General features: G+C 65.2%; 25 protein-coding genes and 1 other RNA gene. 13 read left to right on the plus strand and 13 right to left on the minus strand.

The window, feature by feature from the left end; genetic code table 11:
- Positions 1 to 155: 155 nt before the first annotated feature.
- Positions 156 to 347: a DUF1192 domain-containing protein gene (locus AB7Z56_RS05960; RefSeq protein WP_028148424.1), complete on the plus strand. Its 192-nt coding sequence runs from the start codon at positions 156 to 158 to the stop codon at positions 345 to 347.
- A gap of 626 nt (positions 348 to 973) precedes the next feature.
- Complete coding sequence (gene rcdA, locus AB7Z56_RS05965) at positions 974 to 1,483, plus strand: protease adaptor protein RcdA (protein ID WP_028148425.1); 510 nt, start codon at positions 974 to 976, stop codon at positions 1,481 to 1,483.
- 194 nt (positions 1,484 to 1,677) lie between these two features.
- On the opposite strand, the gene rpmE is transcribed toward rcdA, so the two are convergent.
- Positions 1,678 to 1,905 carry a 50S ribosomal protein L31 gene (gene rpmE / locus AB7Z56_RS05970; protein ID WP_007599895.1) on the minus strand — a complete coding sequence of 76 codons (228 nt, stop codon included), beginning with the start codon at positions 1,903 to 1,905 and terminating at the stop codon, positions 1,678 to 1,680.
- A gap of 200 nt (positions 1,906 to 2,105) precedes the next feature.
- Here rpmE and AB7Z56_RS05975 point away from each other — a divergent pair, with 200 nt between their 5' ends.
- A complete protein-coding gene (locus AB7Z56_RS05975; protein ID WP_063981014.1) occupies positions 2,106 to 3,950 on the plus strand; it encodes an ABC transporter ATP-binding protein/permease in 1,845 nt (614 codons plus the stop codon).
- A 227-nt stretch (positions 3,951 to 4,177) separates the two neighbouring features.
- On the opposite strand, the gene AB7Z56_RS05980 is transcribed toward AB7Z56_RS05975, so the two are convergent.
- The 3 genes from AB7Z56_RS05980 to AB7Z56_RS05990 form a co-directional block, all read right to left on the minus strand.
- Positions 4,178 to 4,624: a GNAT family N-acetyltransferase gene (locus tag AB7Z56_RS05980; protein WP_063981015.1), complete on the minus strand. Its 447-nt coding sequence runs from the start codon at positions 4,622 to 4,624 to the stop codon at positions 4,178 to 4,180.
- The gene (locus AB7Z56_RS05985) at positions 4,624 to 5,652 is read right to left on the minus strand and encodes a peptidoglycan -binding protein (RefSeq protein WP_063986082.1); all 1,029 of its coding nucleotides are present in this window, start codon (positions 5,650 to 5,652) and stop codon (positions 4,624 to 4,626) included. Before AB7Z56_RS05985 ends, AB7Z56_RS05980 begins: the two co-directional genes overlap by 1 nt.
- A gap of 160 nt (positions 5,653 to 5,812) precedes the next feature.
- Entirely contained in the window at positions 5,813 to 6,835 is a 1,023-nt protein-coding gene (locus AB7Z56_RS05990) for a hypothetical protein (protein ID WP_063981016.1), read from the minus strand.
- A gap of 381 nt (positions 6,836 to 7,216) precedes the next feature.
- On the opposite strand from AB7Z56_RS05990, the gene AB7Z56_RS05995 reads away from it, so the two are divergent.
- From AB7Z56_RS05995 to AB7Z56_RS06015, 5 genes are all read left to right on the plus strand, one after another.
- Positions 7,217 to 8,242 carry an SAM-dependent methyltransferase gene (locus AB7Z56_RS05995; RefSeq protein ID WP_063981017.1) on the plus strand — a complete coding sequence of 342 codons (1,026 nt, stop codon included), beginning with the start codon at positions 7,217 to 7,219 and terminating at the stop codon, positions 8,240 to 8,242.
- A gap of 302 nt (positions 8,243 to 8,544) precedes the next feature.
- On the plus strand, positions 8,545 to 8,934 hold the full coding sequence (locus AB7Z56_RS06000) for a hemerythrin domain-containing protein (protein WP_354124363.1): 390 nt from the start codon (positions 8,545 to 8,547) through the stop codon (positions 8,932 to 8,934).
- Positions 8,918 to 9,106 (plus strand): hypothetical protein, encoded by a 189-nt coding sequence (locus tag AB7Z56_RS06005; RefSeq protein WP_354124364.1) that lies wholly within the window; start codon positions 8,918 to 8,920, stop codon positions 9,104 to 9,106. Before AB7Z56_RS06000 ends, AB7Z56_RS06005 begins: the two co-directional genes overlap by 17 nt.
- A gap of 327 nt (positions 9,107 to 9,433) precedes the next feature.
- A complete protein-coding gene (locus AB7Z56_RS06010; protein ID WP_187387919.1) occupies positions 9,434 to 10,627 on the plus strand; it encodes an efflux RND transporter periplasmic adaptor subunit in 1,194 nt (397 codons plus the stop codon).
- A gap of 6 nt (positions 10,628 to 10,633) precedes the next feature.
- On the plus strand, positions 10,634 to 13,789 hold the full coding sequence (locus tag AB7Z56_RS06015) for a multidrug efflux RND transporter permease subunit (protein ID WP_063981019.1): 3,156 nt from the start codon (positions 10,634 to 10,636) through the stop codon (positions 13,787 to 13,789).
- Between the two features lie 160 nt (positions 13,790 to 13,949).
- On the opposite strand, the gene AB7Z56_RS06020 is transcribed toward AB7Z56_RS06015, so the two are convergent.
- From AB7Z56_RS06020 to AB7Z56_RS06060, 9 genes are all read right to left on the minus strand, one after another.
- A complete protein-coding gene (locus tag AB7Z56_RS06020; protein ID WP_063981020.1) occupies positions 13,950 to 14,735 on the minus strand; it encodes an inositol monophosphatase family protein in 786 nt (261 codons plus the stop codon).
- An 84-nt stretch (positions 14,736 to 14,819) separates the two neighbouring features.
- A complete protein-coding gene (locus AB7Z56_RS06025) occupies positions 14,820 to 15,902 on the minus strand; it encodes a tetratricopeptide repeat protein (RefSeq protein ID WP_063981021.1) in 1,083 nt (360 codons plus the stop codon).
- Between the two features lie 8 nt (positions 15,903 to 15,910).
- The gene (locus tag AB7Z56_RS06030; protein WP_063981022.1) at positions 15,911 to 16,585 is read right to left on the minus strand and encodes a thiamine phosphate synthase; all 675 of its coding nucleotides are present in this window, start codon (positions 16,583 to 16,585) and stop codon (positions 15,911 to 15,913) included.
- A 3-nt stretch (positions 16,586 to 16,588) separates the two neighbouring features.
- On the minus strand, positions 16,589 to 17,614 hold the full coding sequence (locus AB7Z56_RS06035; protein WP_063981023.1) for a class I fructose-bisphosphate aldolase: 1,026 nt from the start codon (positions 17,612 to 17,614) through the stop codon (positions 16,589 to 16,591).
- Between the two features lie 289 nt (positions 17,615 to 17,903).
- Entirely contained in the window at positions 17,904 to 18,971 is a 1,068-nt protein-coding gene (gene fba / locus AB7Z56_RS06040; protein WP_071916654.1) for a class II fructose-bisphosphate aldolase, read from the minus strand.
- A gap of 52 nt (positions 18,972 to 19,023) precedes the next feature.
- Positions 19,024 to 20,220 carry a phosphoglycerate kinase gene (locus AB7Z56_RS06045; RefSeq protein WP_063981025.1) on the minus strand — a complete coding sequence of 399 codons (1,197 nt, stop codon included), beginning with the start codon at positions 20,218 to 20,220 and terminating at the stop codon, positions 19,024 to 19,026.
- A 138-nt stretch (positions 20,221 to 20,358) separates the two neighbouring features.
- A complete protein-coding gene (gene gap / locus AB7Z56_RS06050; protein WP_063981026.1) occupies positions 20,359 to 21,366 on the minus strand; it encodes a type I glyceraldehyde-3-phosphate dehydrogenase in 1,008 nt (335 codons plus the stop codon).
- Between the two features lie 168 nt (positions 21,367 to 21,534).
- Positions 21,535 to 23,520: a transketolase gene (gene tkt / locus AB7Z56_RS06055; protein WP_063981027.1), complete on the minus strand. Its 1,986-nt coding sequence runs from the start codon at positions 23,518 to 23,520 to the stop codon at positions 21,535 to 21,537.
- 182 nt (positions 23,521 to 23,702) lie between these two features.
- On the minus strand, positions 23,703 to 23,837 hold the full coding sequence (locus AB7Z56_RS06060; protein WP_256376459.1) for a hypothetical protein: 135 nt from the start codon (positions 23,835 to 23,837) through the stop codon (positions 23,703 to 23,705).
- Here AB7Z56_RS06060 and AB7Z56_RS06065 point away from each other — a divergent pair.
- From AB7Z56_RS06065 to AB7Z56_RS06085, 5 genes are all read left to right on the plus strand, one after another.
- Positions 23,806 to 24,126, plus strand: coding sequence for a DUF4164 domain-containing protein (locus AB7Z56_RS06065; RefSeq protein WP_020608063.1), 321 nt, complete (start codon positions 23,806 to 23,808; stop codon positions 24,124 to 24,126). The two genes, AB7Z56_RS06060 and AB7Z56_RS06065, sit on opposite strands and share 32 nt — an antisense overlap.
- Positions 24,123 to 24,506, plus strand: coding sequence for a cell division protein ZapA (locus tag AB7Z56_RS06070; protein WP_028150902.1), 384 nt, complete (start codon positions 24,123 to 24,125; stop codon positions 24,504 to 24,506). Before AB7Z56_RS06065 ends, AB7Z56_RS06070 begins: the two co-directional genes overlap by 4 nt.
- A 59-nt stretch (positions 24,507 to 24,565) precedes the next feature.
- Positions 24,566 to 24,726, plus strand: a non-coding RNA gene (ssrS, locus tag AB7Z56_RS06075) — 6S RNA.
- Between the two features lie 190 nt (positions 24,727 to 24,916).
- Entirely contained in the window at positions 24,917 to 25,513 is a 597-nt protein-coding gene (locus tag AB7Z56_RS06080) for a 5-formyltetrahydrofolate cyclo-ligase (RefSeq protein ID WP_166079786.1), read from the plus strand.
- Complete coding sequence (locus AB7Z56_RS06085; RefSeq protein WP_028150900.1) at positions 25,491 to 26,315, plus strand: TIGR00282 family metallophosphoesterase; 825 nt, start codon at positions 25,491 to 25,493, stop codon at positions 26,313 to 26,315. Before AB7Z56_RS06080 ends, AB7Z56_RS06085 begins: the two co-directional genes overlap by 23 nt.
- Positions 26,316 to 26,326: the final 11 nt, after the last annotated feature.

The raw sequence follows: 26,326 nt of genomic DNA on the forward strand, positions 1-26,326 counted from the left end.
CGATCAGCCTCCTTGCGGTCGGGCCGGGGCATTCGCGTCAGGTGTTGCGCGCTCGCGAAAGTCACTGCAAATTCTCCTTGTGCAGGAGCGGTACCATTTCGGCTCGGAAAACGCCAGATCGGCGTCTTTCAGGACAGGACTGCCCGGGAGGACACATGGCCATCGAGGACGACGACAAGCCGCGCAAGAAGGTCAGCCATGAAATCGGACAGGATCTCTCGCTCTTGTCAGTGGAGGAACTGACGGAACGCGTGGCGCTGCTCAACACCGAGATCGCAAGGCTCGAGGAAGCCGCCACCAAGAAGCGCGCCTCGCGCGATGCGGCGGATAGTTTTTTCAAGAAGTAGAGCCCAGCGCTCACCTCTTGTGTCCCGGACGCGGTGCAGCGCGTAGCGCTGCTCCGCAGAGCCGGGACCCATGCTTCGCGCAAAACTATCTCGCGTCGTCATTCCGGGGCGGCGCGCAGCGCCGAGCCCGGAATCCATAACCACGGGCAGTTGAAACGGGCAGGCTGAGCCGGGCCACCGCATCCGCCTGTGGCTATGGATTCTCAGATGCGCAATTGCGCATCAAAGCTCGCGACTTCGTGGCGCCCCGGAATGACGAGTGCCGAGTTTGTTCCGCCGCCCCCTCGGCCAGTGACCGACATGGCTAACGAACTCTCAAAAAATTAGCTCGTTTACTTCCAATTAAGCTTTCGGGTTTATGACTGGAGCTGTCCTCGTTTGGACACCGAGTGGCTCCTGTCCACTCTGTTTGACGCCTCCCTGTTATCAACTTTCAAAGCCGCCGGTCTCCGGCGGCTCTTTTTTTGCCTTTTTGGGTCCCGTTCCGGTTGAATTCCGAGGAAAGACGCGCGGAAACCATATCCGCGCTTGCCGCTGGACTCCGCGTCCCGCCCGCGCAATGATTTGTTCATCATAACCCGGCGCCAAAGCCGGACAGTCAGACAGTTGCGTAAGGGGCGTTAACCATGGAACGTTTGCAAGCCGAAGGTGCTCTCGTTCAACTCAGCGAGCGGTTCACCAATTCTGCGGCGTTCGGCGTCCTGTTCCGTGAGGGCATGGACCTGGTGGAAGAGACCGCCGCCTATCTCGATGGCGCCGGCCGCACCGAGGCCAAGGCGCTCGATCGCGCCGTCAGCCTCACCTATGCGACCGAGAGCATGCGCCTGACCACCCGCCTGATGCAGCTTGCCTCGTGGCTGCTGCTGCACCGCGCGGTGAAGGAAGGCGAGATGACGCTGAGCCAGGCCAATCGCGAGAAGACCAAGGTCAAGCTCAGCGCCGCCGATCCCGGCCCGTCCGATACCGTCGAGAAGCTGCCCTCGCAGCTCCAGGATCTGATCCATCGCTCGATGAGCCTTCAGACCCGCGTGCGCCGCCTCGACACCACCATCCACACCCCGCCGGTCGAATACGTGGCGATCGGCAACCCGCTGGTGCCGCAGCTCAACGCGCTGAAGGCCGCGTTCGAGCGGTAAGCACCCAAGTGCCGTAGTCACAGGTCTCGTAGGGTGGGCAAAGGCGCAAAGCGCCGTGCCCACCACTTTGCTTTCCGGATCGTAGAAGGAATGGTGGGCACGCTTCTCTTTGCCCACCCTACAGGTCTCGCCACAAACAAAAACGCCCCCGGTCTGACCGGGGGCGTTTTTCGTGTCCAGCCTTGCGGGCGGGATCAATCCTTTTTGAGAAAGCCCGAAAACTTCTTCTGGAAGCGCGAGACGCGGCCGCCGCGATCCATCAGCTGGGCGTTGCCGCCGGTCCAGGCCGGGTGCGACTTCGGGTCGATGTCGAGATTCAGCGTGTCGCCTTCCTTGCCCCAGGTGGAGCGGGTCAGGTACTCGGTTCCGTCGGTCATCACGACCTTAATCGTATGATAATTCGGATGAATTTCGGCTTTCATGGCAATTCCTCGGCGCCCGGCGCCTGTCTTGAGTGGCTATCGAATGACGGATTTGGCGGGGTCTATACCCCACAGGCCCCTTTAAAACAAGCCATTGTGGGCAAAGGAGAACCGGGCCGTCCCCTAAGGGACATCCCGGATTTGCCACTCCCCCCGCAGCGGCCTATGTGGAGCTAATATGTCTCCTTGGGTCCGATCTCATGAGCGCTGTGGAACGGCTTGACGACCAGTACCGCGACGAGCGCGCCGGGCCTGAGGCCCCGTCGATCGAAGCCGAGTTGATCGAGACGCCGGCGAAGAGCCGCGCCAAGCTGCGGCCGTTGCTGGCACTCGCGCCCTATGTGGCGCGCTATCGCGGCCGCGCGGCGCTCGCCTTCGTCGCGCTCACGGTCGCGGCGCTGACCACGCTGCTGGTGCCCATCGCTGTGAGGCGGATGATCGATTTCGGCCTGACGCCGGAAGGCATCGCGCTGATCAACAGCTACTTCTCGGTGATGATCGCGGTGGTCGCCGTGCTCGCGCTTGCCAGCGCCTCGCGATACTACCTCGTGATGACGATCGGCGAGCGCATCGTCGCCGACCTGCGGCGCGACGTCTTCGCGCATCTGCTCTCGCTCTCGCCGGCCTTCTTCGATTCCGCGCGCAGCGGTGAGCTGGTGTCTCGGCTCACGGCCGACACCACCCAGATCAAGTCCGCGGTCGGTGCCTCCGTCTCGATCGCGCTGCGCAATCTCATGATGTTCTTCGGTGCGGCGGCGATGATGGTGATCACCAGCCCGCGCCTCTCCGGCTTCGTGCTGCTCGCCATTCCCCTGATCGTGCTGCCGCTGGTCGCGTTCGGGCGCTGGGTGCGGCGTCTGTCGCGCAATGCGCAGGACACGCTCGCCGAAGCCTCCGCCTATGCGGGCGAGCTGGTCAGCGCCATCCGCACTGTGCAGGCCTATACCAGCGAAGGGCTAGCCGAGAAGCGTTTTGGCGGCGAGGTCGAGCAGGCCTATGAAGCCGCGCGCACCTCCACGCAGGCCCGCGCCGTGCTCACCGCCATCATCATCTTCATCGTGTTCGCAAGCGTGGTCGCGATCCTCTGGATCGGCTCGCATGACGTCCTGATCGGTACGATCTCGCCGGGTCGGCTCGGCCAGTTCGTGCTCTATGCGGCCTTCGCCGCGGCTGGCCTCGGCCAGCTCAGCGAGGTCTGGGGCGAGGTCTCGGCCGCCTCCGGCGCCGCCGAGCGCCTGTTCGAGATCCTGCATGTGCAGCCCGAGATCACCGCGCCGGCGTCCCCGCGCGCGTTGCCGGTGCCGGCGCGCGGCGAGGTCGGCTTCGACCAGGTCAGCTTCGCTTATCCGGCGCGGCCTCACGTCAATGTGCTCGATGCCGTGTCGTTCACCGTGCGCCCCGGCGAGAAGGTCGCGATCGTCGGCCCCTCAGGCGCCGGCAAGAGCACCATCTTTCATCTCCTGCTGCGCTTCTACGACCCGCGGGGCGGCGCGATCTCCCTCGACGGCGTGCCGGTCAAATCCGCGGACCCGCGCGATTTCCGCTTGCGCATCGCGCTGGTGCCGCAGGAATCCAACGTGTTTGCCGCGAGCGCCCGCGAGAACATCCGCTTCGGCCGGCCCGATGCGACCGATGCCGAGGTCGAGCGTGCCGCCGAGCTCGCGCATGCCGCCGAGTTCATTCGCCGCCTGCCCGAAGGTTTCGAGACCCCGCTCGGCGAGCGCGGCGTCACGCTCTCCGGCGGCCAGCGCCAGCGCATCGCCATCGCGCGCGCGATCCTGCGCGATGCGCCGCTCTTGCTGCTCGATGAAGCCACCTCCGCGCTCGATGCCGAAAGCGAGACGCTGGTCCAGACCGCGCTGGAAGAGCTGATGCGCCACCGCACCACGCTGGTGATCGCACATCGTCTCGCCACCGTGCTGTCCTGCGACCGCATCCTGGTGATGGACCAGGGCAAGATCGTCGAGCAGGGCACGCATGCCGAGCTCGTTGCTGCGAACGGGCTCTACGCGAGGCTGGCGAGGCTGCAGTTCGAGGGCGCGTGAGGCGTCCCGCCTGTTGCCTCATTCACGGTGTCATCGCCCGCGAAAGCGGGCGATCCAGTATTCCAGAGACAGCAGTGAGATTCGGAGAAGTCGCGGCGTACTGGATGCCCCGGTCCCGGCTCCGCCAAGGCTACGCCGAGGCCCACACGAGCGCTCGGCACGCCGAAGCTTCAGCGAAGGCGGCAAGCCGGGGCATGACAGCTGAGGGGGGTCGGCAGCAAACCTCGTCACGCCCGCCAAGTCATCTTCAGCACTGGCCGTCCCGAGGTCGGGTTCAAATCCTCGCCGGCATGCGCGAAGCCGTTGCGCTCGTAGAATCGGATGGCGCGGGCATTGTCCTTGTTGACGAGCAGCGTGACGCCTGACGGTGACAGGCGCTTGGCCTCATCCACCAGCAGCCTGGCCGCATCCGAGCCCCAGTGCGCGGGATCGACCACGAGCTGGTCGAGATAGCCTTCGCCGTCGATGGTGACGAAGCCGGTCAGCACGCCGTCCGCTTCGGCGACGACGATCGAGGCTTTCGGCACCAGATCCTTGCGCCAGCGCTCGCCCCACCAGTCCAGCCGCGCGGCGAAATCGATCTGCGGATAGGCCTGCTGCCAGGTGCGATGCCAGAGGTCGATCGCGGCGGCTTCGTCCTCGGGGTGGTAGGGGCGGAGGTGGAGGGCGCTCACTACCGCTCCGTCAGCTTCAGCTCGATGCGGCGGTTGCGCTTGTAGGCTTCTTCCGTGTTGGCGGCGTCGAGCGGCTGGAATTCGCCGAAGCCGGCGGCGACGAGGCGCTGGGCGGGCACACCAAGCGAGATCAGATACTGCACCACCGAGATCGAGCGCGCCGCGGACAGGTCCCAGTTCGATTTGAAGTTCGCACCGCTGACCGGGCGCACGTCGGTGTGGCCGTCGACGCGCAGCACCCAGGGGATTTCGTTCGGGATCTTCTTGTCGAGATCGATCAGCGCGGTCGCCAATGTGTCGAGCTCGGCGCGGCCCTCGGGCAGCAAGGTCGCCTGGCCGGTGTCGAAGAACACTTCGGACTGGAACACGAAGCGGTCGCCGACGATGCGGATGTCAGGGCGGTTGCCGAGGATGGTGCGCAGGCGGCCGAAGAACTCCGAGCGATAACGCGACAATTCCTGCACGCGCTGCGCCAAGGCAACATTCAGGCGAGACCCGAGATCGGCGATGCGGTTCTGCGATTCCTTGTCGCGCTTCTCGCTGGCGTCGAGCGCCTCTTCCAGCGCCGCCAGTTGCCGCCGCAGCGCGCTGATCTGCTGGTTCAGCACCTCGATCTGCGCCAGCGCCCGCGCCGACACCGCCTTCTCCGAGTCCAGCGCCTTGCCGAGCTCGGTGGACTTGCCTTGGGCGTCGTTGCCGGCGGCGGCGAGGCCGTCATAGAGCCCCTTGATGCGATCGCGCTCGGTCTCGGCCAAGGCGAGGCCCGCTTTCAATTGCGAGACCTGGTCGTCCAGCGTGAGCTTGCCGAGCTTCTCCAGCGACAAGAGCTCGTTGAGCTGGGCGATCTTGGCGTTGAGTTGCTCCAGCGCCTTGTCCTTGCCGGTGACCTCCTGCGACAGGAAGAACTGCACGACCAGGAACACCGACAGCAGGAACACGATCGACAGCACCAGCGTCGACAGCGCGTCGACGAATCCGGGCCAGTAGTTGAAGCCGGCTTCGCTGCGGCGGCCGCGGGCTAGAGCCATGTCGTCGATCTCCACTCTCGTGTCCCGGACGCGCTGCAGCGTGAAACGCTGCTGCGCAGAGCCGGGACCCATTTGTCTCGGTGAAGGCTCTGGGCTCCGGCTCAGCGATGCACCACTTCGTGCTGCATCGCGTCCGGGGCACGAAACCTTCGTCGTGTCCTCAACCCTTCTCAGGCTGGCGCGCGATGCGCTCCAGCAGGCGGCGGATCTCGCGGTTCTGCTCGCCCTGGCCGTCGGCCCATTCGCGGATCATCTGCTGCTCGGTCCGCATGTGCGAGACCAGCGCCTGGATGGCTTCGGCAAGGCTCGCCATTGCCGCCGTGGTGCCGCGGCTGGCGCTGCCTTCCTCGAGCACGGAGCGTAAGCGCTCGACGGCGGCCTGGAGCTCGCCGCTGGCAACGCCGCCGCCGCCACCGGCTGCGACCGCAACCTCGCCGTGGCCATATTCGCGCACGGTGGTGGCGAGCCAGTCTTCGAGGTCGGTGTAGAAGCGGTTCTGGGCCTGGCTCGATTGCAGATCGAGGAAGCCGAGGATCAGCGAGCCGGCGAGGCCGAACAGCGAGCTCGAGAACGAGATGCCCATGCCGCCGAGCGGGGCGGCGAGGCCCTCCTTCAGCGTGTCGAACAGGGCGCCGGAATCGCCCCCGACCTTGAGCCCGTCGATCACCTTGCCGACCGAGCCGACCGTCTCGATCAGGCCCCAGAAGGTGCCGAGCAGACCGAGGAAGACCAGCAGGCCGGTCATGTAGCGGGAGATGTCCCGGGCCTCGTCCAGGCGGGTCGCGATCGAATCGAGCAGGTGCCGCATGGTGGTCTGGGTGATCGTCATCCGCCCGGTGCGCTCGCCGCCGAGGATCATGGCCATCGGCGCCAGCAGTTTCGGGTGCCGGGACGGCGCCAGGCCGGGATCGGCGATGCGGAAATTGTTGACCCAGGAGACTTCGGGGTAGAGCCGGATCACCTGCCGGAAAGCCAGGATGATGCCGATGAACAGCACGCCGCCGATCAGGGCATTGAGGCCGGGATTGGCGAAGAAGGCCAGGATGATCTGCTTGTAGAGCACCACGCCGACCAGGGTGCACAGCACCAGAAAGACCAGCATCCGCACCAGGAAAACGCTGGGTGAGGATAGCTTGGTATATTCGATATCAATGGGGGAGCGGTGCGAGGCGCCTGGCGGCATGGCCGGTATCATCCGTTACGAACTTGCTTGCGGGGCGCACTATGGCACAGCGGTAGCCCAAAAAAAGCGCCGGATGTGCCGATTTCGTGGAGAGCTCCCGGAACCCAAAGCTGAAACCGCGCTTTGATAGAGGCGTAATTTGCAAAACTTCGGCATTCCGCAGGCTTAGGTCGGATTTTTGCATGGTGACGAATCCTGGGGAGTGGCAGTCATCGCGCTCTTGCTCGCGGTCCGGATGGCGCTCGCCTGGGTGGCGCGGCAGCATCTGCGGGGCGGTCGATGCTGTCTTGATCTCAGAGCCCGCCGGGCGGGTGGCAACGCCCGAACCTGTCCGTTCCTTTCGCAGCCGCCACAACGAGACCTGATCAACGGAGTGATCGCATGAGCGTCGTTTCCGCGATCTTCGGGACTGCCGAACGCGTGCCGCTGCCGGACGTCGTGATCCGCGCCGCGATCCAGCGCCTGTGCTCGCGCACGGCGACGCGCATGGCCGCGCTGGGTGCGGCCGACGATGCCGCCTTCGCCGGGCGGATGATCCTGCGGCCGATCGCCGGGGACGCGGGTGCCGTCAATGCCGGGCATGACGAGGTGCCCGCGGCGTTCTTTGCGGAGGTGCTCGGGCCCAACCGCAACTACTCGTCCTGCTTCTACAAGTCCGATGCGAGCACGCTGCAGGAGGCGGAGGAGGAGGCGCTGCGCCAGACCGTCGAGCACGCCGGTCTCGCCGACGGCCAGACCATCCTCGAGCTCGGCTGCGGCTGGGGCTCGCTGTCGCTGTGGATGGCGCGGCGGTTCCCGCACGCGAAGGTGACGGCGGTGTCGAACTCGCAGGCCCAGCGCGCCCATGTCGAGGAGCAGGCGCGGCTGCGCGGGCTGTTGAACCTGCGCGTGGTCGCGGCGGACATGAACGTGTTCGCGCCCGATGGGCAGTTCGACCGCATCGTCTCGGTCGAGATGTTCGAGCAGATGATGAACTGGCGCAAGCTGATGACGCGCGTGCGGTCCTGGCTCGCGCCTGACGGGCGCTTCTTCATGCACATCGTCACCCATCGTTCCGGCTCTCATCTGTTCGACCGTGCCAATCGCGAGGACTGGATCGCGCAGCATGTCTTCATGGATGGATTGATGCCGAGCCATCACCTCGTCAGGCAATTCGGCGACGTCTTCAGGATCGAGAAGGAATGGTGCTGGAGCGGAACGCACTATCGGCGCACCGCGAACGACTGGCTCGCTAATTTCGATGCGCATCGCGACACGATCGAAGCGTCCCTGCGCAGCGTCCATGGCGAGGAGACCGCTTTGTGGATGCGACGCTGGCGCTGGTTCTTCCTCGCGACATCAGGGCTGTTCGGCTACGCCGATGGCAGCGAATGGGGTGTCAGCCACTACCGGATGAAGGCGGGTTAGGGCGCGTACACGTCAATTTCGCGCCGAAGATCAGGGAAGGGTATGAGGTTCGCGGCGCCCCTGATAGGCGCGATAGCGGACCTCGCCAGAGGTCCGGGTTGGGTCCAAAAGGCGGGTGAATGTGATGAGGCTGCGCGGCGCCAACACATCTGAATGCCTCAGGAAAGCCATTGTGACCCACTGACCCCTGGTCAATGACATAACGTCTTTTCCCTTTCCGGCCCGGGTTTGATCTAGCGCAAAGCGCTGAAATGTTTTCACGCTAATGTAATTTTTTCTCAATGACTTCATTGGAGGCTGCAATGATCATTGAGCGCTTGTCCCGAGAACATCGCAATATCGAGACACTGCTCGCCGTCCTCGAGCGCGAGCTGGAAATTTTCGATCGCGGGGACCGCCCTGACTACGAAGTTATTCGCGCGGTTATCAGCTATTTCGAACTCTATCCCGAGATGTACCATCATCCTCTTGAGGAGCTGGTCTTCGCCAAGCTAAAACGTCGCGATCCCGCTGCGGCTGCAAAGATCGGTAACCTCACACTTGAGCACCAGAAGGGGACCGAGCGTTTGCGCCGCGTCGCTCAAGCGGTCGATTACGTCCTCGCGGATCGTGAAATCCTGCGGCAAAATGTGGAAGGTCGTTCGCGATTTCATAGAGAGCGAGCGGCGTCACATCATGATGGAAGATCGTGATTTCTTTCCTGCCGCCCTCAAGGCTTTAGAGCCTCAGGATTGGACCGAGATCGCTTCTGCTTCAATCAATCATGAGGACCCGCTGTTTAGCGAGGCTGCCGAAGAAACCTTTGACACGCTACGAGCACGGATCTTGCAGTTAGAGCAGGAGGCTGAAGCCGGCCGACATTAGTCGAGCGAGCGTTGCTCTCGCGGGTGACGTCGGCTTCGGATCACGCGCATAACGCTTTGATCGTCTTTATGGGTACACACCCTCGTAACGATCCGTTGCGATCTTCTGTCGCAGCTCGCGGTGATGGAACCCGACTCACAATCCGGTGAGTCCCGAAAAGCGCCCTGAACTCAGCACGATAGCTCATGTGGCATTGAGCCGCCCGCGCAATGCGTTGCGTCGCAGCAAGTACCTTCTATCTTGACGGCATCAGCCGCATGGAATCGCCCAGAACGGGCTCGCGCGGAGCATGATTTCAGTTTCAACAACATCGGGGCACTTAACTTCATGTCAGGACTTCGCGCGCGATCGGCATGCGTTGCAATCATGCTCGCGGCCCTTACGCCGCTGCTCGCGGGCTGCGACGAATCCGTCTCTGCGGTGTCCGCTGCCCAGCCCGCCGATCCTGACGTCAGCATCGTCATCGTCAAGCCTCAGCCGCGCGCCGTGGTGCGCGAGCTGCCGGGCCGCATCGCGCCGACGCGCGTCTCCGACGTGCGGCCGCGCATCTCCGGCATCGTCGTCGAGCGCCTGTTCCGTCAGGGCAGCGAGGTGAAGGCGGGCGATGCGCTCTATCGCATCGATCCGCGTCCGTTCGAGGTCGAGGTGATGGCCACCGAGGCGGCCGTCGCCAAGGCCGAGGCCGGGTTGATGCAGGCCAGGCAGCAGGCGCACCGCATCGCCACCCTCACCAAGGATCGCGCTGCCCCGGAAGCCGAGAACGAGAAGGCGATCGCGGCCGAGCGTCAGGCCCATGCCGAGGTCGAAGGCCGCAAGGCCGAACTCGCGCGCGCCAAACTTAATCTCGACTATGCCACCGTGCGCGCGCCGATCGACGGCGTCGTCGGTGCGGCGCTGGTCAGCGAGGGTGCGCTCGCGGTGCAGAACGAGACCAACCTCGCCAGCATCCAGCAGCTCGATCCGATCTATGCCGACTTCACCCAGTCGGTGACCGAGCTCAACCAGCTCCGCCGCGCCTTCGAGAGCGGCGACCTCGAGCGCATCGCGGCCGATGCCGCCAAGGTGCGCCTCGTGCTCGACGACAACACCCTTTATTCGCTCGACGGCAAGCTGCTGTTCTCCGATGCCAAGGTCGATGCCCATACCGGCCAGGTGACCTTGCGCGGCGAATTCCGCAATCCCAAGCGCGAGCTGCTGCCGGGCATGTATGTCCGCGTCCGCATCGACCAGGGACTCGACAGCGACGCGATCGCGGTGCCGCAGCAGGCGATCCAGCGCAATGGCGGCGGCGGCAGCGAGGTGTTCGTCGTCAAGGACGACAACCACATCGCCGTGCAACCGGTCCGCACCGGGTCGGTGCAGGACGGACTCTGGTTCGTGACCGAGGGCCTGAAGGCCGGCGACAAGGTCGTGGTCGAAGGCTTCCAGAAGTTCGCGGCCGGCGACAAGGTGAAGCCGCAATCCTGGTCGGAAGCGGACGCCACCGCGGACAATCGGCACGCCCAGAAGCTGACGCGGTAACGCGCCATGGCGAGTTTCTTCATCGACAGGCCGATCTTCGCCTGGGTGGTCGCGCTGTTCATCTGCTTGATCGGCGCGATCGCGGTTCCGCTGCTGCCGATCGCGCAATATCCGATCATCGCGCCGCCCTCGATCTCGATCTCGACCAGCTATCCCGGCGCCTCGCCCGAAAACCTCTACAACAGCGTCACCCGGCTGATCGAGGAGGAGCTCAACGGCGCCTCCGGCATCCTCAATTTCGAATCGACCAGCGACTCGCTCGGCCAGGTCGAGATCATCGCCAATTTCCAGCCGGGCACCGATACCAGCGCCGCCTCCGTCGAGGTGCAGAACCGCATCAAGCGCGTCGAAGCGCGGCTGCCGCGCGCGGTGATCCAGCAGGGCATCCTGATCGAGGAAGCCTCGAGCGCCGTGCTCCAGATCATTACGTTGAACTCGACCGACGGCAGCCTCGACGAAGTCGGCCTCGGCGACTTCATGATCCGCAACGTGCTCGGCGAGATCCGCCGCATCCCCGGCGTCGGCCGCGCCACGCTCTATTCGACCGAGCGCAGCTTGCGCGTCTGGGTCGATCCGGCAAAGCTGGTCGGCTACGGGCTGACCGCGGACGACGTCAACAAGGCGATCGCCGCGCAGAACGCACAGGTCGCTTCGGGCAGCATCGGCGCCGAGCCGTCGACCTCGAGCCAGCGCACCTCCTCGCTGGTGCTGGTCAAGGGCCAGCTCTCGTCCCCCGACGAATTCGGTTCCATCATCCTGCGCGCCAATGCCGACGGTTCGACCGTGCGGTTGCGCGACGTCGCACGCATCGAGGTCGGCGGCCTCAGCTACCAGTTCAACACGCGCCTGAACGGCAAGCCGACCGCGGGCCTCTCCGTGCTGATGTCGCCGACCGGCAACGCGCTGGCGACCGCGAGCGCGGTCGAGGAGAAGATGAAGGAGCTGTCGCGCTTCTTCCCGGCCAACATCTCCTACGAGATCCCCTACAACATCACGCCCGTGGTCGAGGCCTCGATCAAGAAGGTGCTGACGACGCTGGTCGAGGCCGTGGTGCTGGTGTTCGTGGTGATGTTCCTGTTCCTGCAGAACATCCGCTACACCATCATTCCGACCATCGTGGTGCCCGTGGCGCTGCTGGGCGCGTGTACCACGCTGCTGCTCGCCGGCTATTCCATCAACATGCTCTCGATGTTCGGCATGGTGCTCGCGGTCGGCATCCTCGTCGACGACGCCATCGTCGTGGTCGAGAACGTCGAGCGCATCATGTCCGAGGAAGGCCTGCCGCCGAAGGAAGCGACGCGGAAGGCGATGGCGCAGATATCGGGCGCCATCATCGGCATCACGCTGGTGCTGATGGCGGTGTTCGTGCCGATGGCGTTCTTCCCCGGCTCGGTCGGCATCATCTACCGCCAGTTCTCGGTGACCATGGTCGCTGCGATCGGCTTCTCCGCCTTCCTCGCGCTGTCGCTGACGCCGGCGCTGTGCGCGACGATTCTGAAGCCCGTCGCGGCCGGCCACGGCCATGCGAAGCGGGGCGTGTTCGGCTGGTTCAACCGCATGCTCGAAGGCGGCAAGGAGGGCTATTCCCGCACAGTCGGCTTCTCGCTGAAGCGGACCGGCCGCCTGATGCTGGTCTATGTCGCGCTGCTGGTTGGTCTCTCCTGGGCCTTCGTCAGCCTGCCCGGCGGCTTCCTGCCGATCGACGACCAGGGCTTCGTCACCACCGACGTGCAGACGCCGTCGGATTCGTCGTATCCCCGCACCGAGGCCGTCATCGAGAAGGTCGAGAAATATCTCGCCGAGCGGCCGGGTGTGAAGGATGTCACCTTCCTCACCGGCTTCAGCTTCTCCGGGCAGGGCATGAACACCGCGCAAGCCTTCATCACGCTGAAGGACTGGTCGGAGCGCGGGCCGAAGGACTCCGCCGCCGCGATCGTCAACGACATCAACCGCGATCTGTCGTCGTCGATCCGCGATGCAAAGATCTCTGCGCTCCAGCCGCCGCCGATCGACAATCTCGGCAACTCCTCGGGCTTCTCGTTCCGCCTCCAGGACCGCGGCCAGAAAGGCTATCCGGCATTGATGCGCGCCGCCGACCAGCTGATCGCGGAGGCCAATGCGAGCCCGGTGCTTCAGAAGGTCTATATCGAGGGCCTGCCCGAGGCCGGCGTGGTCAATCTCGTGATCGACCGCGAGAAGGCCGGCGCCTTCGGCGTCACCTTCGAGGACATCAACAACACGATCTCGACCAATCTCGGCTCGAACTACATCAACGACTTCCCGAACCGCGGCCGCATGCAGCGCGTCGTGGTGCAGGCCGATGCCCGCGACCGCATGCGGACCGAGGACATCCTCAACTACAACGTCAAGAACAGTCGTGGCCAGCTTGTGCCGTTCTCCTCTTTCGCCACGGTCGAATGGGCGCGCGGCCCGACGCAGATCGCGGGCTTCAATTATTATCCCGCAGTGCGCATCTCCGGCGAGGCGAAACCCGGCTTCACCTCGGGCGACGCGATCGCCGAGATGGAGCGGCTTGCCAGCAAATTGCCGCGCGGCTTCGGCTATGAATGGACCGGACAGTCGCTCCAGGAAAAGCTGTCGGGGTCGCAGGCGCCGTTCCTGCTGGCGCTGTCGGTGTTCGTGGTGTTCCTGTGTCTTGCCGCGCTCTACGAGAGCTGGACCATTCCGCTCGCGGTGCTGCTCACGGTGCCGCTCGGCATCGTCGGCGCGGTGGCCGCGGCGATGCTGCGCGGCCTGCCCAACGACGTCTATTTCACCGTCGGCCTGATCACCATCATCGGCCTCGCGGCAAAGGACGCGATCCTGATCATCGAGTTCGCTAAGGATCTGCGGAAAGAAGGCAAGCCGCTGGTGGAAGCCACCATCGAGGCCTGCCGTCTGCGCTTCCGCCCGATTCTGATGACCGGCCTTGCCTTCATCTGCGGCGTGCTGCCGATGGCGATCGCGCATGGCGCCGGCGGCGCCAGCCAGCAAGCGCTCGGCAGCATCGTGATGGGTGGCATGATCGCGGTGGTGATCCTGGCGCTGCTGATGGTGCCGGTGTTCTTCGTCTCGGTACAGCGCGTGCTGGCCGGGGACAGGGAGCCGAAGGCCGCGAAGGCCGGCGAGACGTATGGGCCGCCCGCGCCGGCGAAGCCATAAGGCGAGCTGTCATGCCCCGCGCAGGCGGGGCATCCAGTACGCCGCGGCCCTTCCGTATCCAACAAACGTCTCTGGAATACGGGATCACCCGCTCCAGTACGCAAGTGCGCACAAGGCGGGTGATGACGGCGGAGTGTGAAGCGTAGGGTTCGCCCTAAGCCTACTTCCGCAAAATCTTCACCAGCTCCCCGTGCACGAACTCGTTGCCGCACACGACGTGGCCGGTCACCAGCGCGTCGCCCGGCGTTGAGATGTCGCTCACCGTGCCGCCGGCCTCACGCACCATGATCATGCCGGCGGCGATGTCCCAGGATTGCAGATTGCGCTCCCAGTAGCCGTCGAGGCGGCCGGCGGCGACGAAGGCCAGGTCGAGGGAGGCGGCGCCGAAACGGCGGAGGCCTGCGACGCGGTCCTGGATCGCGGTCATCTCGCGGCGGAATTCCTCGTGGTCGCCGCGGCCGATATGGGGCAGGCCGCAGGCCACCACGCATTCGTTGAGCTGGCGGCGGCCGGCGACGCGCAGGCGCTGGTCGTTGAGGAAGGCGCCCTTGCCGCGCTCGGCGATGTAGAGCTCGTCATTGGCGGGGTTGTAGATCACGCCCGCAATGATCGTGCCCTCGCGCACGAGGCCGATCGAGATCGCGAATTGCGGGATTCCGTGCAGGAAGTTGGTGGTGCCGTCGAGCGGGTCGACGATCCAGGTGTGGCTCTTGTCGCTGCCTTCGCGGGTGCCGCCTTCCTCGCCGATGAAGCCGTAGCCGGGGCGGGCCTTGGCGAGGTCCTGGTAGAGGATCTCCTCGGCGCGCTTGTCGGCGAGCGAGACGAAATTGGCCGGCCCCTTCAGCGAGACCTGGAGATGCTCGATCTCGCCGAGATCGCGCTTGAGGCTGCGGCCGGCGCGGCGCGCGGCCTTGACCATGACGTTGATAGTGGCGGAATACAGCATGTGCTCTGGTCTTGATCGGGGGAAATGGCGCGAAATCGCGCCTGTTTGAAGGATGGGGTGCCCTGCGAGGGCCTTTGCGTCAAGTCATTTGGTCCCGAGCCATTTTCTGGCGGCGGCCTCGGCCTTGCCCCGGTCCTCGGCCGGCAGGTCGGACAATTGCTTGTCGAGCTCCGGATCGCCCTTGCCGGAGGTTTTCGCCACCAGGTGCCATTTAAAGCCCTCGACCTTGTCCACGGACGTGCCCATGCCGTTGATCAGCACCCAGGCCAGGCGGTTCTGCGCGATCGCGCTGCCCTGGCGGGAGGCCTTGCGGAGCAACGCGACGGCGGCCGGCTGGTTCTTCACCGTGCCGGTGCCGTTGAACATGGCGATGGCATATTCGACCTCGGCATCGACATTGTCCGCCAGTGAAGCCGCCTGGAGCAGCCGCACCGCGCGTTCCGGGTCCTTCGGCACGCCGGTGCCTTCCTTGTAGAAGGTCGCCAGCGCGTATTGCGCCTCTGGCAGGCCGGCATCGGCGGCCTGACGCAGCAGCTCGGCGGACCGCTTGACGTCCTGCGGCAGGGTCTGGCCGTCGAGGTAAAGCAGCGCGAGGTTATAGGCCGCCTTGGGCTCGCCGAGCTTGGCGGCGGACGCCATCAGCTTCACCGCCTCGCTTTTGTCGACCGAGCCGCCGCGGCCGGAAATTCGCAGCATGGCGAGCGCGAACATCGCCTCGCGGTCGCCGGCATCGGAGGCGCGCTTGTACCATTCCAGCGCCTTGGCGTAGTCGCGGCGGATGCCCATGGCGTTGGAATAGAGCTCGCCGAGCATGGTCATCGCCTTGGGATCGCCTGCTTGTGCGCGGGCGGTGGCGAGATCGAACGCCGTCTTGTACTGGCCGCGCTGATAGGCGCCGAACACCAGATCGACATTGGGATTGTCGGTTGCCGGTGCGGGGATCACGGTTGCGGGCAGCGCCGGCTTGGGCGAGGCGGCCGGCTTGGGCGAGGCCGAAGGTTTTGGCGCCGGCGCGGCCTCCTTCTTCTTGGCGGCCGGAGGCGGCTTGGGCTTCTGTTTCTCAGGCACAGCGCCAGGCGTGGCCACCGGCGGCGTGATCTGGAGCTGCGCGGCCGCGGGCGCCGTCAGCAGCAGCGTGGCCAGGATGGTGATGCGCGGGAGCTTCATGTCGGGCGCTAGCCGTGCTCCTGACCCGCAAGCGCAGCCGCATGGGCCTTCTTGATCTCAGCGTCGACCTCGATCAGCGCGGCCTTGGGACCGCGCGGATCGGACCAGACGAAATCGCCGACCAGCACGAAATCGGCGCCGCTGGCGGCGAAGTCGTGCGCCTCTTCGAGCGAGGTGGCAAAGCCGACGCAGGGCGGCTCGAACAGCTCGGCCCACCAGTCCAGCCGCTCGGCGATCGCCTGGGACGACGGGCGTTGGCCCTTTGCATCAGGTTCGCCGAACAGCACGTAGTCCGCGCCTATCTCGCCCGCATCCATGGAATGGTGCCGCGTCGTCAGCCCGCCGACGCCGGCGATGCGATCGGGCTTGAGCGATGGCAGCGCCTCTTTCAGCGCGGCGATGCCGGGCAGGTGCGCGCCGTCGGCGCCGCCACGTGCGACCAGTTCGGCATGACCTTCAACGAGCAGCGCGGCGCCCGCCTTCTGGACCGGTGGGGCCAGCGCCTTGATGCGCGTGATCATGGTGCGCTGGTCGGTCTCCTTCAGCCGCAGCAGCACGGCCGCGACGTCGGCGGCAGCGAGCAGGCCCGGCAGCTCGGCGACGAGCGCAGCGGGATCATCGACGGCAGGCGTCGCGAGATAGAGACGCGGCGCCGGGCGCGGCGGAGGCGATTTGTTCGACAAGATCTAGGCTGCTTTCTTTTCCAGGCTGCTTTGCCATTCGCCCTTGGACGCCAGACCATTCATCCGGGCGCGATGGCTGAATGCACTTTGGCCGGCTGCGACATTCTCGGCCTTGCCGGACCAGGCCTTCTGCGGCGCGGCCTGCAGCGCGCGGCCGTAGGAGAAGGTCAGGCCCCAGGGCAGCGGCCCGAGCTTATGCATGGCGTTGAGATGCGCAGTCGCCTCTTCGTCCGACTGGCCGCCGGAGAGGAAGGCGATTCCGGGCACGGCCGCGGGCACGCAGGCCTTCAGCAGCCGAATTGTCTTCTCCGCGACTTCCTCGACGGGAGCCTGCTTCGCGCACTTCTTGCCCGAGATCGCCATGTTCGGCTTCAGCACCATGCCTTCGAGCGCAACGCGCTGCACGCGCAATTCCTGGAAGGTCTTGTTGAGCACGCGGGTCGTCACTTCATAGCAGCGGTCGATGTCGTGATCGCCGTCCATCAGCACCTCAGGCTCGACGATCGGCACGATCTGCGCGGCCTGGCACAGCGCTGCGTAGCGGGCCAGCGCATGGGCGTTGGCGCCGATCGCGGTCATCGACGGAATGCCGCTGCCGATATCGATCACCGCGCGCCATTTGGCGAAGCGCGCGCCGCGCTCGTAATATTTCTTCAGGCGTTCGGCGAGCTTGTCGAGCCCGACGGTGACGAGCTCGCCCGGGCACATCGGCAGGGCTTGCGTGCCCTCGTCGACCTTGATGCCGGGGATGGCGCCGCTCTGTTCGATCAGCTTGACCAGTGGCGTGCCGTCCTTCGCGTCTTGCCAGATCGTCTCGTCATAGAGGATCACGCCGGAGATGTACTGGCTCATGGCCTCCCTGGAGCGGAACAGCATCTCGCGATAGTCGCGGCGATTGCCTTCCGTCGATTCCACCCCGATCGCGTCAAATCGCTTCTTGATGGTGCCGGAGGATTCGTCGGCGGCAAGGATGCCCTTGCCGGGCGCGACCATGGCGGTCGCGATCCTGTTGAGCTCAGTCAGATTCATCGAGAGGTCCTCCCAAAACGATGCTGCCCTTGCCTGTGAAAATAGACCGTTCTCGGGCAATTGCCGAGTTAACGTTCGTCGCAGGGTAAAGGGGCGGGAGGTCAGTTGGGCGAAAAAGAGCGGGCTGGGCGCCCCTTCACCTCGCCCCGCCTGCGGGGAGAGGTCGGATTTTGCGCGTAGCGTAAAATCCGGGTGAGGGGGTACAGGTCTATCGATAGGGCACAATTCGCGGAGCGAGCCCCTCACCCCGACCCTCTCCCCGCGAAGAGCGGGGAGAGGGAGGGATAGATCACGCCACCTTCGGATCGAGTTCGCCCTTGGCGTAGCGCTTGGCCATCTCGGCGGGGGTCAGGACCTTCTTGAACTTGGAGGCCTGGCCTGCGGTATTGAACTCCTGGAGCCGCTGCTTGCACAGCTTGGTCATCGCTTCCATCGCCGGCTTCAGGTACTTGCGCGGGTCGAACTCTTCCGGGTGCTCCTTGAACACCTTGCGGATCTGGCCGGTCATGGCCATGCGGTTGTCGGTGTCGATGTTGATCTTGCGCACGCCGTTCTTGATGCCGCGCTGGATCTCGGCGACCGGAACGCCCCAGGTCGGCTTCATCTTGCCGCCGAACTCGTTGATGATGTCCTGGAGGTCCTGCGGCACCGACGAGGAGCCGTGCATCACGAGATGCGTGTTCGGCAGCTTGCGGTGGATCTCCTCGATCACCTTCATGGCGAGGATGTCGCCGTCGGGCTTGCGGGTGAATTTGTAGGCGCCATGCGAGGTGCCCATCGCGATCGCGAGCGCGTCCACCTTGGTCTCCTGAACGAACTTCACGGCCTCGTCCGGATTGGTCAGGAGCTGGTCGTGGCTCAGCTTGCCTTCGGCGCCGTGGCCGTCTTCCTTGTCGCCCATGCCTGTTTCGAGCGAGCCGAGCACGCCGAGCTCACCCTCGACCGAGATGCCGCCGAGATGGGCCATGTCGGTCACGGTCTTGGTGACGCCGACATTGTAGGTCCAGTCGGCCGGGCTCTTGCCGTCGGCCTTGAGCGAGCCGTCCATCATGACCGAGGTGAAGCCGGCCTGGATCGCGGTCATGCAGGTCGCGGCCTCGTTGCCGTGGTCGAGATGCACGCAGACCGGAATGTGCGGATAGATCTCGGTCACCGCGTCCATCATGTGCTTGAGCATGATGTCGTTGGCGTAGGAGCGCGCACCGCGCGAGGCCTGGATGATGACGGGCGCGTCGACCGTGTTGGCGGCGTCCATGATCGCCAGCGCCTGCTCCATGTTGTTGATGTTGAAGGCCGGTACGCCGTAATCGTTCTCCGCTGCATGGTCGAGCAATTGACGTAACGTGATCCGAGCCATCTGTCTTTTTCTCCGGTTTGGGCCTGCAAGGCCGACTTAAAAGGCCGACTGATTACTTGGTGCGCAGAACTTCGACGCCGGGAAGGGGCTTGCCTTCCATCCATTCAAGGAATGCGCCACCGGCGGTCGAGACATAGGTGAATTGACCGGCCACATGGGCCTGGTTGAGGGCCGCGACCGTGTCGCCGCCGCCCGCGATCGAGATCAGCTTCTTGGCCTTGGTGCGCTCGGCGGCGTGCTTGGCGGCCGACACCGTTCCGCGGTCGAACGGCTGCATCTCGAAGGCGCCGAGCGGTCCGTTCCAGACCAGCGTGGCGGCGTCGTCGATGGCGGCGTGGACACGCGCGATCGATTGCGGGCCGACGTCGAGGATCATGCCGTCGGCCGGGATCGCATCGAGCCCGTAGGCATGCGAGGGCGCGTTCGCCGCGAAATGATAGGCGACGGTGGCGTCGACCGGCAGGATGATCGCGCAATTGGCGGCTTCCGCCTTCTCCATGATGCGGATCGCCGTCGCGGCGAGATCCTTCTCGGCCAGCGACTTGCCGATCCCAACGCCCTGGGCGTGCAGGAAGGTGTTGGCCATGCCGCCGCCGATCACGAGCGCGTCGACCTTGGTGACGAGGTTTTCGAGCAGATCGATCTTGGTCGAGACCTTGGCGCCGCCGATGATCGCGATGACGGGCTTGGTCGGCGAGCCCAGCGCCTTCTCCAGCGCGACGAGCTCGGCCTGCATGGTGCGGCCGGCATAGGCCGGCAGCTTGTGGCCGAGGCCTTCGGTCGTGGCATGGGCGCGGTGCGCGGCCGAGAAGGCGTCATTGACCCAGATGTCGCCGAGTTTTGCCAACTCCGCGACGAAGGCGGGATCGTTCTTTTCCTCTTCCTTGTGGAAGCGGGTATTTTCCAGGCACAGGATGTCACCATCCTTCAACGCAGCCACGGCCGTGGCCGCGGGCTCGCCGACACAGTCGTCGGCGAAGGCGACGGGCCTGTTCACGACTTTCGACAGCGCTTCGGCAACCGGCTTGAGCGACTCCTTGGGGTCGCGTCCCTTCGGCCGGCCGAAATGCGCGAGCAGGATGACCTTGCCGCCCTTGTCCGAGATTTCGGTGATGGTCGGCGCAACGCGCTCGAGCCGGGTCGCGTCGCTGACGCGCCCGTTGTCCATGGGCACGTTGAGATCGACGCGCAGCAGCACGCGCTTGCCCTTCACATCGACGTCGTCGAGGGTGCGGAATTTGTTGGTCATCGGACACTCTCTTGTCCCGGGCGCATAGCGGCGCGGAGTGCCGCCGTGCAGAGCCGGGACCTACGCTGGAGGGACATGGGTCCCGGATCTGCGACGCAGCGTTTCACGCTGCATCGCATCCGGGACACGAGAGCGGAGTTAGATCACCTTCGCGAACGCGACGGCGGTGTCCGCCATGCGGTTCGAGAAGCCCCACTCGTTGTCGTACCAGGACATCACACGCACCAGCGTGCCGTTCTGCACCTTGGTCTGGTCCTCGTGGAAGGTCGAGGAGTGCGGATCGTGGTTGAAGTCGATCGAGACGTTCGGCTGATTGGTGTAGCCGAGAATGCCCTTGAGCTGCTGCTCGGAGGCCCGCTTCATCGCCGCGTTGATTTCCTTGGCGTCGGTGGCGCGCTTGGCGACGATCTTGAGGTCGATGACCGAGACGTTCGGGGACGGCACGCGGATCGAGACGCCGTCGAGCTTGCCCTTGAGTTCCGGGAGCACGAGGCCGATTGCCTTCGCCGCGCCGGTCGAGGTCGGGATCATCGACATCGCCGCCGCACGGCCGCGGTAGAGATCCTTGTGCAGCGTGTCCAGCGTCGGCTGGTCGCCGGTGTAGGCGTGGATCGTGGTCATGAAGCCGGTCTCGATGCCGACCAGGTCGTTCAGCACCTTGGCGACCGGCGCGAGGCAGTTGGTGGTGCAGGAGCCGTTGGAGACGACCAGGTGATCCTTGGTGAGCGTGTCGTGGTTGACGCCGTAGACGATGGTGGCGTCGGCGCCGTCGGCGGGCGCGGAGATCAGCACGCGCTTGGCGCCGGCGGTGAGATGCGCGGAGGCCTTGTCCTTCGCGGTGAAGATGCCGGTGCATTCCATCGCGATGTCGACGCCGAGATCCTTCCAGGGCAGTTTCGAGGGATCGCGCTCGGCGGTCACCTTGATCTTGCCGCCGCCGAGGTTGATGGAGTCGCCATCGACGGTCACGGTGCCGGGGAAGCGGCCATGGACGCTGTCGAAGCGAAGGAGATGCGCGTTGGTCTCGACCGGGCCGAGGTCGTTGATGCCGACGACCTCAATGTCCTTGCGGCCGGACTCGGCAATAGCCCGCAGGATGTTGCGGCCGATGCGGCCAAAACCGTTAATTCCGACGCGGACTGCCATGTTTCATCTCCTTATGACCGTTCAATGACGTGTTCGATAACCCCGATCATCCCGCACAACGCGCTTAGCGCGCCTGCGAGGGTTTTTTAGGGCGGACGCCCGGTTCGGCCGGGCGATGCTTGATCATATGAGAGACTACGTAGTCCTTTTTTTTGGCAAGCTCAACTCTCAGCTAACGCGCTTCAGCACAGCGTTAACCGCAGCCTCGGCGGTAATGCCGAAATGCTTGTAAAGATCCTTCGCCGGCGCGCTCGCGCCGAACGAATGCATGCCGATAAAATCGCCATCCTGGCCGATCACGGCGTCCCAGCCCCAGCGCACTGCGGCCTCGATCGCGACCTTCACCGGCGCGTTGCCGATGATCTCGGCACGCTTGGCTTCTGGTTGCGCTAACAAAAGCTCGAGCGAGGGCACCGAGACCACCCGTGACGCGATGCCGCGCTCGGCGAGCTGCTTCTGGGCGGCGACCGCGATCTCGACCTCGGAGCCGGAAGCGAACAGCGTTGCCTTGGCTTCGCCCTGGGCGGCGACCAGCTCGTAGGCGCCGGCCGCGCAGGGAATGTCGTTCGGCGCATTGGTGCGGAGCTGCGGCAGGTTCTGACGCGTCAGCGCCAGCACGGTCGGGCCGTCGATACGATTGAGCGCAAGCTCCCAGCACTCGGCGACCTCGATGGAGTCGGCGGGGCGGAACACGCGCATGTTCGGAATGGCGCGAAGTGCGGCGAGATGCTCGACCGGCTGGTGGGTCGGGCCGTCTTCGCCGAGGCCGATGGAGTCGTGCGTCATCACGTAGACGACGCCGGCGCCCATCAACGCGGCAAGGCGCATCGCGGGTCGCGCATAGTCGGTGAACACCAGGAAGGTCGCGCCGTTCGGCGCGAAGCCGCCATGCAGGAAGATGCCGTTCATCGCAGCCGCCATGCCGTGCTCGCGGATGCCGTAATGGATGAAGCGGCCTTTTGGCGTCTTGGCCGAGAAAGCTGTGGCCGACTTCGCCTTGTTGTTGTTGGAGCCGGTGAGGTCGGCCGAGCCGGCGAGGAATTCCATCGGCATCGCGCCGGCAATGACTTCGATCACCGCTTCCGAGGATTTGCGGGTCGCCGCGGTCATCGGCTTTTCCAGCAGCTCCTTCTTGTAGGCGCGCACGGCCTTCGCGAGCGAGGCCGGACGCTCGTGGCGCAGACGGCGCTCGAACTCGGCGCGCTTGCGGCTGCCGAGCTCGCCGAGCCGTCCCTCCCATTCCTGCCGTGCCGCCGCGCCGCGGCTGCCGGCTGCGCGCCAGGCCTTAAGCACGTCATCCGGCACCGAGAACGGCTCGAGCGAGATGCCGAGATTTTCCTTGGCGGCCTTGAGCTCGTCGGCGCCGAGCGCCTCGCCATGCGCCTTCGCGGTGCCGGCCTTGTGCGGCGCGCCGAAGCCGATGGTGGTGCGGCAGGCGATCAGCGTCGGCTTGTTGGATTTTTGCGCGCGGGTGATCGCAGCGGCGATGGCGGCCTGGTCATGGCCGTCGATCTTTTCGGCGGCCCAGCCCGCGGACTTGAAGCGCTTCACCTGGTCGACGGAATCGGAGATCGAGGTCGGGCCGTCGATCGAGATGCCGTTGTCGTCGTAGAGCACGATCAGCTTGCCGAGCTTCCAGTGCCCGGCCATCGCGATCGCTTCCTGCGACACGCCTTCCATCAGGTCGCCGTCGGAGGCGAGCACATAGGTGTGGTGGTCGACGATCTTCTTGCCGAACTCGGCGGCCAGCATCTTCTCGGCGAGCGCCATGCCGACCGCGGTCGAGATGCCCTGGCCGAGCGGGCCGGTGGTGGTCTCGATGCCCTTGGTGTGGAAGTTCTCGGGATGGCCCGGGGTCAAGCCGCCGAGCTGGCGGAACTGCTTGAGCTGATCCAGCGTCATGTCGGCATTGCCGGTCAGATACAGCAGCGAATAGAGCAGCATCGAACCGTGGCCGGCCGAGAGCACGAAGCGGTCGCGGTCGGGCCAGTCGGTGGCAGTGGCGTCGAATTTCAGGAATTGCGTGAACAGCACCGTGGCGACGTCGGCGGCGCCCATCGGCAGGCCGGGATGGCCCGATTTCGCCTTCTCGACAGCGTCCATCGAGAGGCCACGGATCGCGTTGGCCATGCGGTTGTGGTCGACTTGCGTCATGTCTGAAATCCGTCTGAAATGAGGCGCTTGGCGGTGGTGCGGGCCGCGTGGGGGGAGCCTGGCGGCCACGGAAGGTTGGGCTGGGATAGCACCTCGGTTCCGGGAGTCCAAGGCAATCAAACGTCGGTTTGGCCGTAAAAGTTGCTTAGCAGTGCATAGTTTCGCGGCGGCGTTGCGCTCCGCTAGCTTGCCACGTAAATTTCTGCTTCTAACCGTTTGCCGAACCGAGTCTTTTGCCGGACGGCAAGCCCCACGGGCAAGGCCACAGGTTCCGCCGCTGACTGCATGAACGATCGCGTTTCAAACAGCTCTGCCATGACGGAGTCCTCGGCCGTCGAGATCGAGATCGCGACCCGCAGACTCATGGCGGCGCTCGACGCGCTCGAAAGCGCGGTGGAGCGGCGGCGCGATGCCGATCGCGACGAGAACGAGCTCGCGGCGCGAATCCAGGCACTGGGCGCGGATCGCTCGCGGCTTGCCGATGAGCTCGACGGCGCGCTGGTGAAGGCGCGCAAGCTCGAGCGCACCAATCGCGAAATCTCCGATCGGCTGGATTCCGCAATCGTCACGATACGCTCGGTGCTCGATACCGGAGAGGACGGATGAGCCACATCAACGTCACCATCAACGGCCGGCAATACCGCATGGCCTGCGAGGAGGGCCAGGAGGTGCGGCTGCTCAAGCTCGCCGAAAGCCTGGAGACGCGAATTCAGTCGCTGCGCGGAAAATTCGGCGAGATCGGTGATGCCAGGCTCACCGTGATGGCGGCGCTGACCGTCTGCGACGAGCTGGTCGACGTTGGCAACCGCGTCCGCACCATGGAGCAGGAGCTGACTGAGCTCAGGGATTTCCGCAATGCCGCCGTCGAGCGCGCCCGGATGACCCAGACCGCCGTGGTGAATGCGCTCAACGCCGCCGCCGAGCGCATCGAGAAGTCGACCCAGGTCCTGAACCGGACGGTGGGCAACGGGATCGCGATCGGCTGATTTTGGGCGGACCGCCCGTTGGGCTGGCGGTTCGTCAGTATCGTTGTTACATTGCGCGGGCGAGGCTGCGACGTGCGTCAGGAGCCATATATCCCCGGGGCCTTATCGATCCTTTAGGGAACTGTCCCTGGCCGGGCCCGTGGGCTCGGACATATGGTGCCCACCTACTTTCGTAGGGAACTCCGGGATCGAGTGCTTCAACGGCGTTCGCGGCTTCGCACTTTTTTTGCTTGGTTTGTGCTTGTCGAAACGACTGCGGCCAGCTCGGTAGATGTCATGCTCCGGCTTGCCCGGCGCATTCAGTACGCCGCAGCCTTTGTGTGAATCACCACCGCCTCTGGAATACTGGATCACCCGCCCCGGTGCGCAAGGGCGCACAAGGTGGGTGATGACGTGGGGGACCAAAGCGCATGTCCAATTCGAAAGCCGAACTCCGTGCCAAAGCCCTCGCGGCGCGCGATGCGCTGAGCGAGAAGAAGCGCACCGCCGCCGCCGCAAAGCTCGCCAAGCGCGGGCTGCCGTTCCCGCTCCTGCCCGGCAGCATCGTCTCCGGCTATTCCCCGATCCGCAGCGAGATCGATCCGCTGCCGCTGATGAAGGCGCTCGCCGAGGCGGGCGCAAGGCTCGCGCTGCCCTGCGTCACCGCCCGCGGCCAGTCGCTGATCTTCCGCATCTTCCATCCGAACGACCGCCTGATGCTCGGCCCGCTCGGCATTCCCGAGCCGTCGCCGGCCGCGGCCGAAGTCATCCCCGACATCATGCTGACGCCGCTCGCGGCCTTCGACCGTCTCGGCCATCGCATCGGCTATGGCGCGGGGCACTACGACCACACCTTCGCGCATCTGCGCAAGACCAAGCAGATCGTCGGCATCGGGCTTGCTTTTGCAGCGCAGGAGATCAAGGCGGTTCCGGCACTATCGCACGACGTCGCGCTGGATTATGTGCTAACGGAATCGGACGTGTTCGATTTCCGGAGTTCTGAAGTTGCGCATTCTCTTCGTGGGTGATGTCGTCGGCCGTAGCGGCCGCAACGCCATCGCCGAATATCTGCCCGGCATGGTCAAGGACTGGTCGCTCGATTTTGTCGTCGTCAACGGCGAGAATTCCGCCGGCGGCTTCGGCATCACGGAAGCGATCTATCAGGAGTTTCTCGATGCCGGGGCCGATGCGGTGACGCTCGGCAATCATTCCTGGGACCAGCGTGAAGCCCTGGTGTTCATCGAGCGCGCCGAACGCCTGGTGCGGCCCACGAACTACCCGCGCGGCACGCCCGGCCGCGGCGCCGCGCTGGTGGAGACCAAGAACGGCAAGCACGCGCTCGTCGTCAACGCGCTCGGCCGGGTCTTCATGACCCCGTTCGACGATCCCTTCGCCGCGCTCGAGCGCGAGCTTGGTGCCTGTCCGCTCGGCGTTGCCGCCGACGCCATCGTCGTCGACTTCCATTGCGAGGCGACCAGCGAGAAGCAGGGCATCGGCTTCTTCTGCGACGGCCGCGCCAGCCTCGTCGTCGGCACCCACACCCATGTGCCGACCGCCGACCACCAGATCCTGTCGGGCGGCACGGCCTACATGACCGACGCCGGCATGACCGGCGATTACGATTCCATCATCGGCATGCAGAAGGAAGAACCGCTGCGGCGCTTCACGTCGGGGATTCCCTCCGGCCGGTTCGAGCCGGCGGCTGGCGTTGCAACGCTCAGCGGCGTTGCGGTCGAGACGGATGATGCCACGGGCCTTGCGCTAAAGATTGCGCCGGTGCGCGTCGGCGGCCGGCTGGAGCCGGCGACGCCGAAGTTCTGGTTGAGCTGAAGTCTCACGGT

The sequence above is a fragment of the Bradyrhizobium sp. 482_C4_N1_8 genome (assembly GCF_052075965.1).
In the GTDB taxonomy this organism is placed as follows: domain Bacteria; phylum Pseudomonadota; class Alphaproteobacteria; order Rhizobiales; family Xanthobacteraceae; genus Bradyrhizobium; species Bradyrhizobium barranii.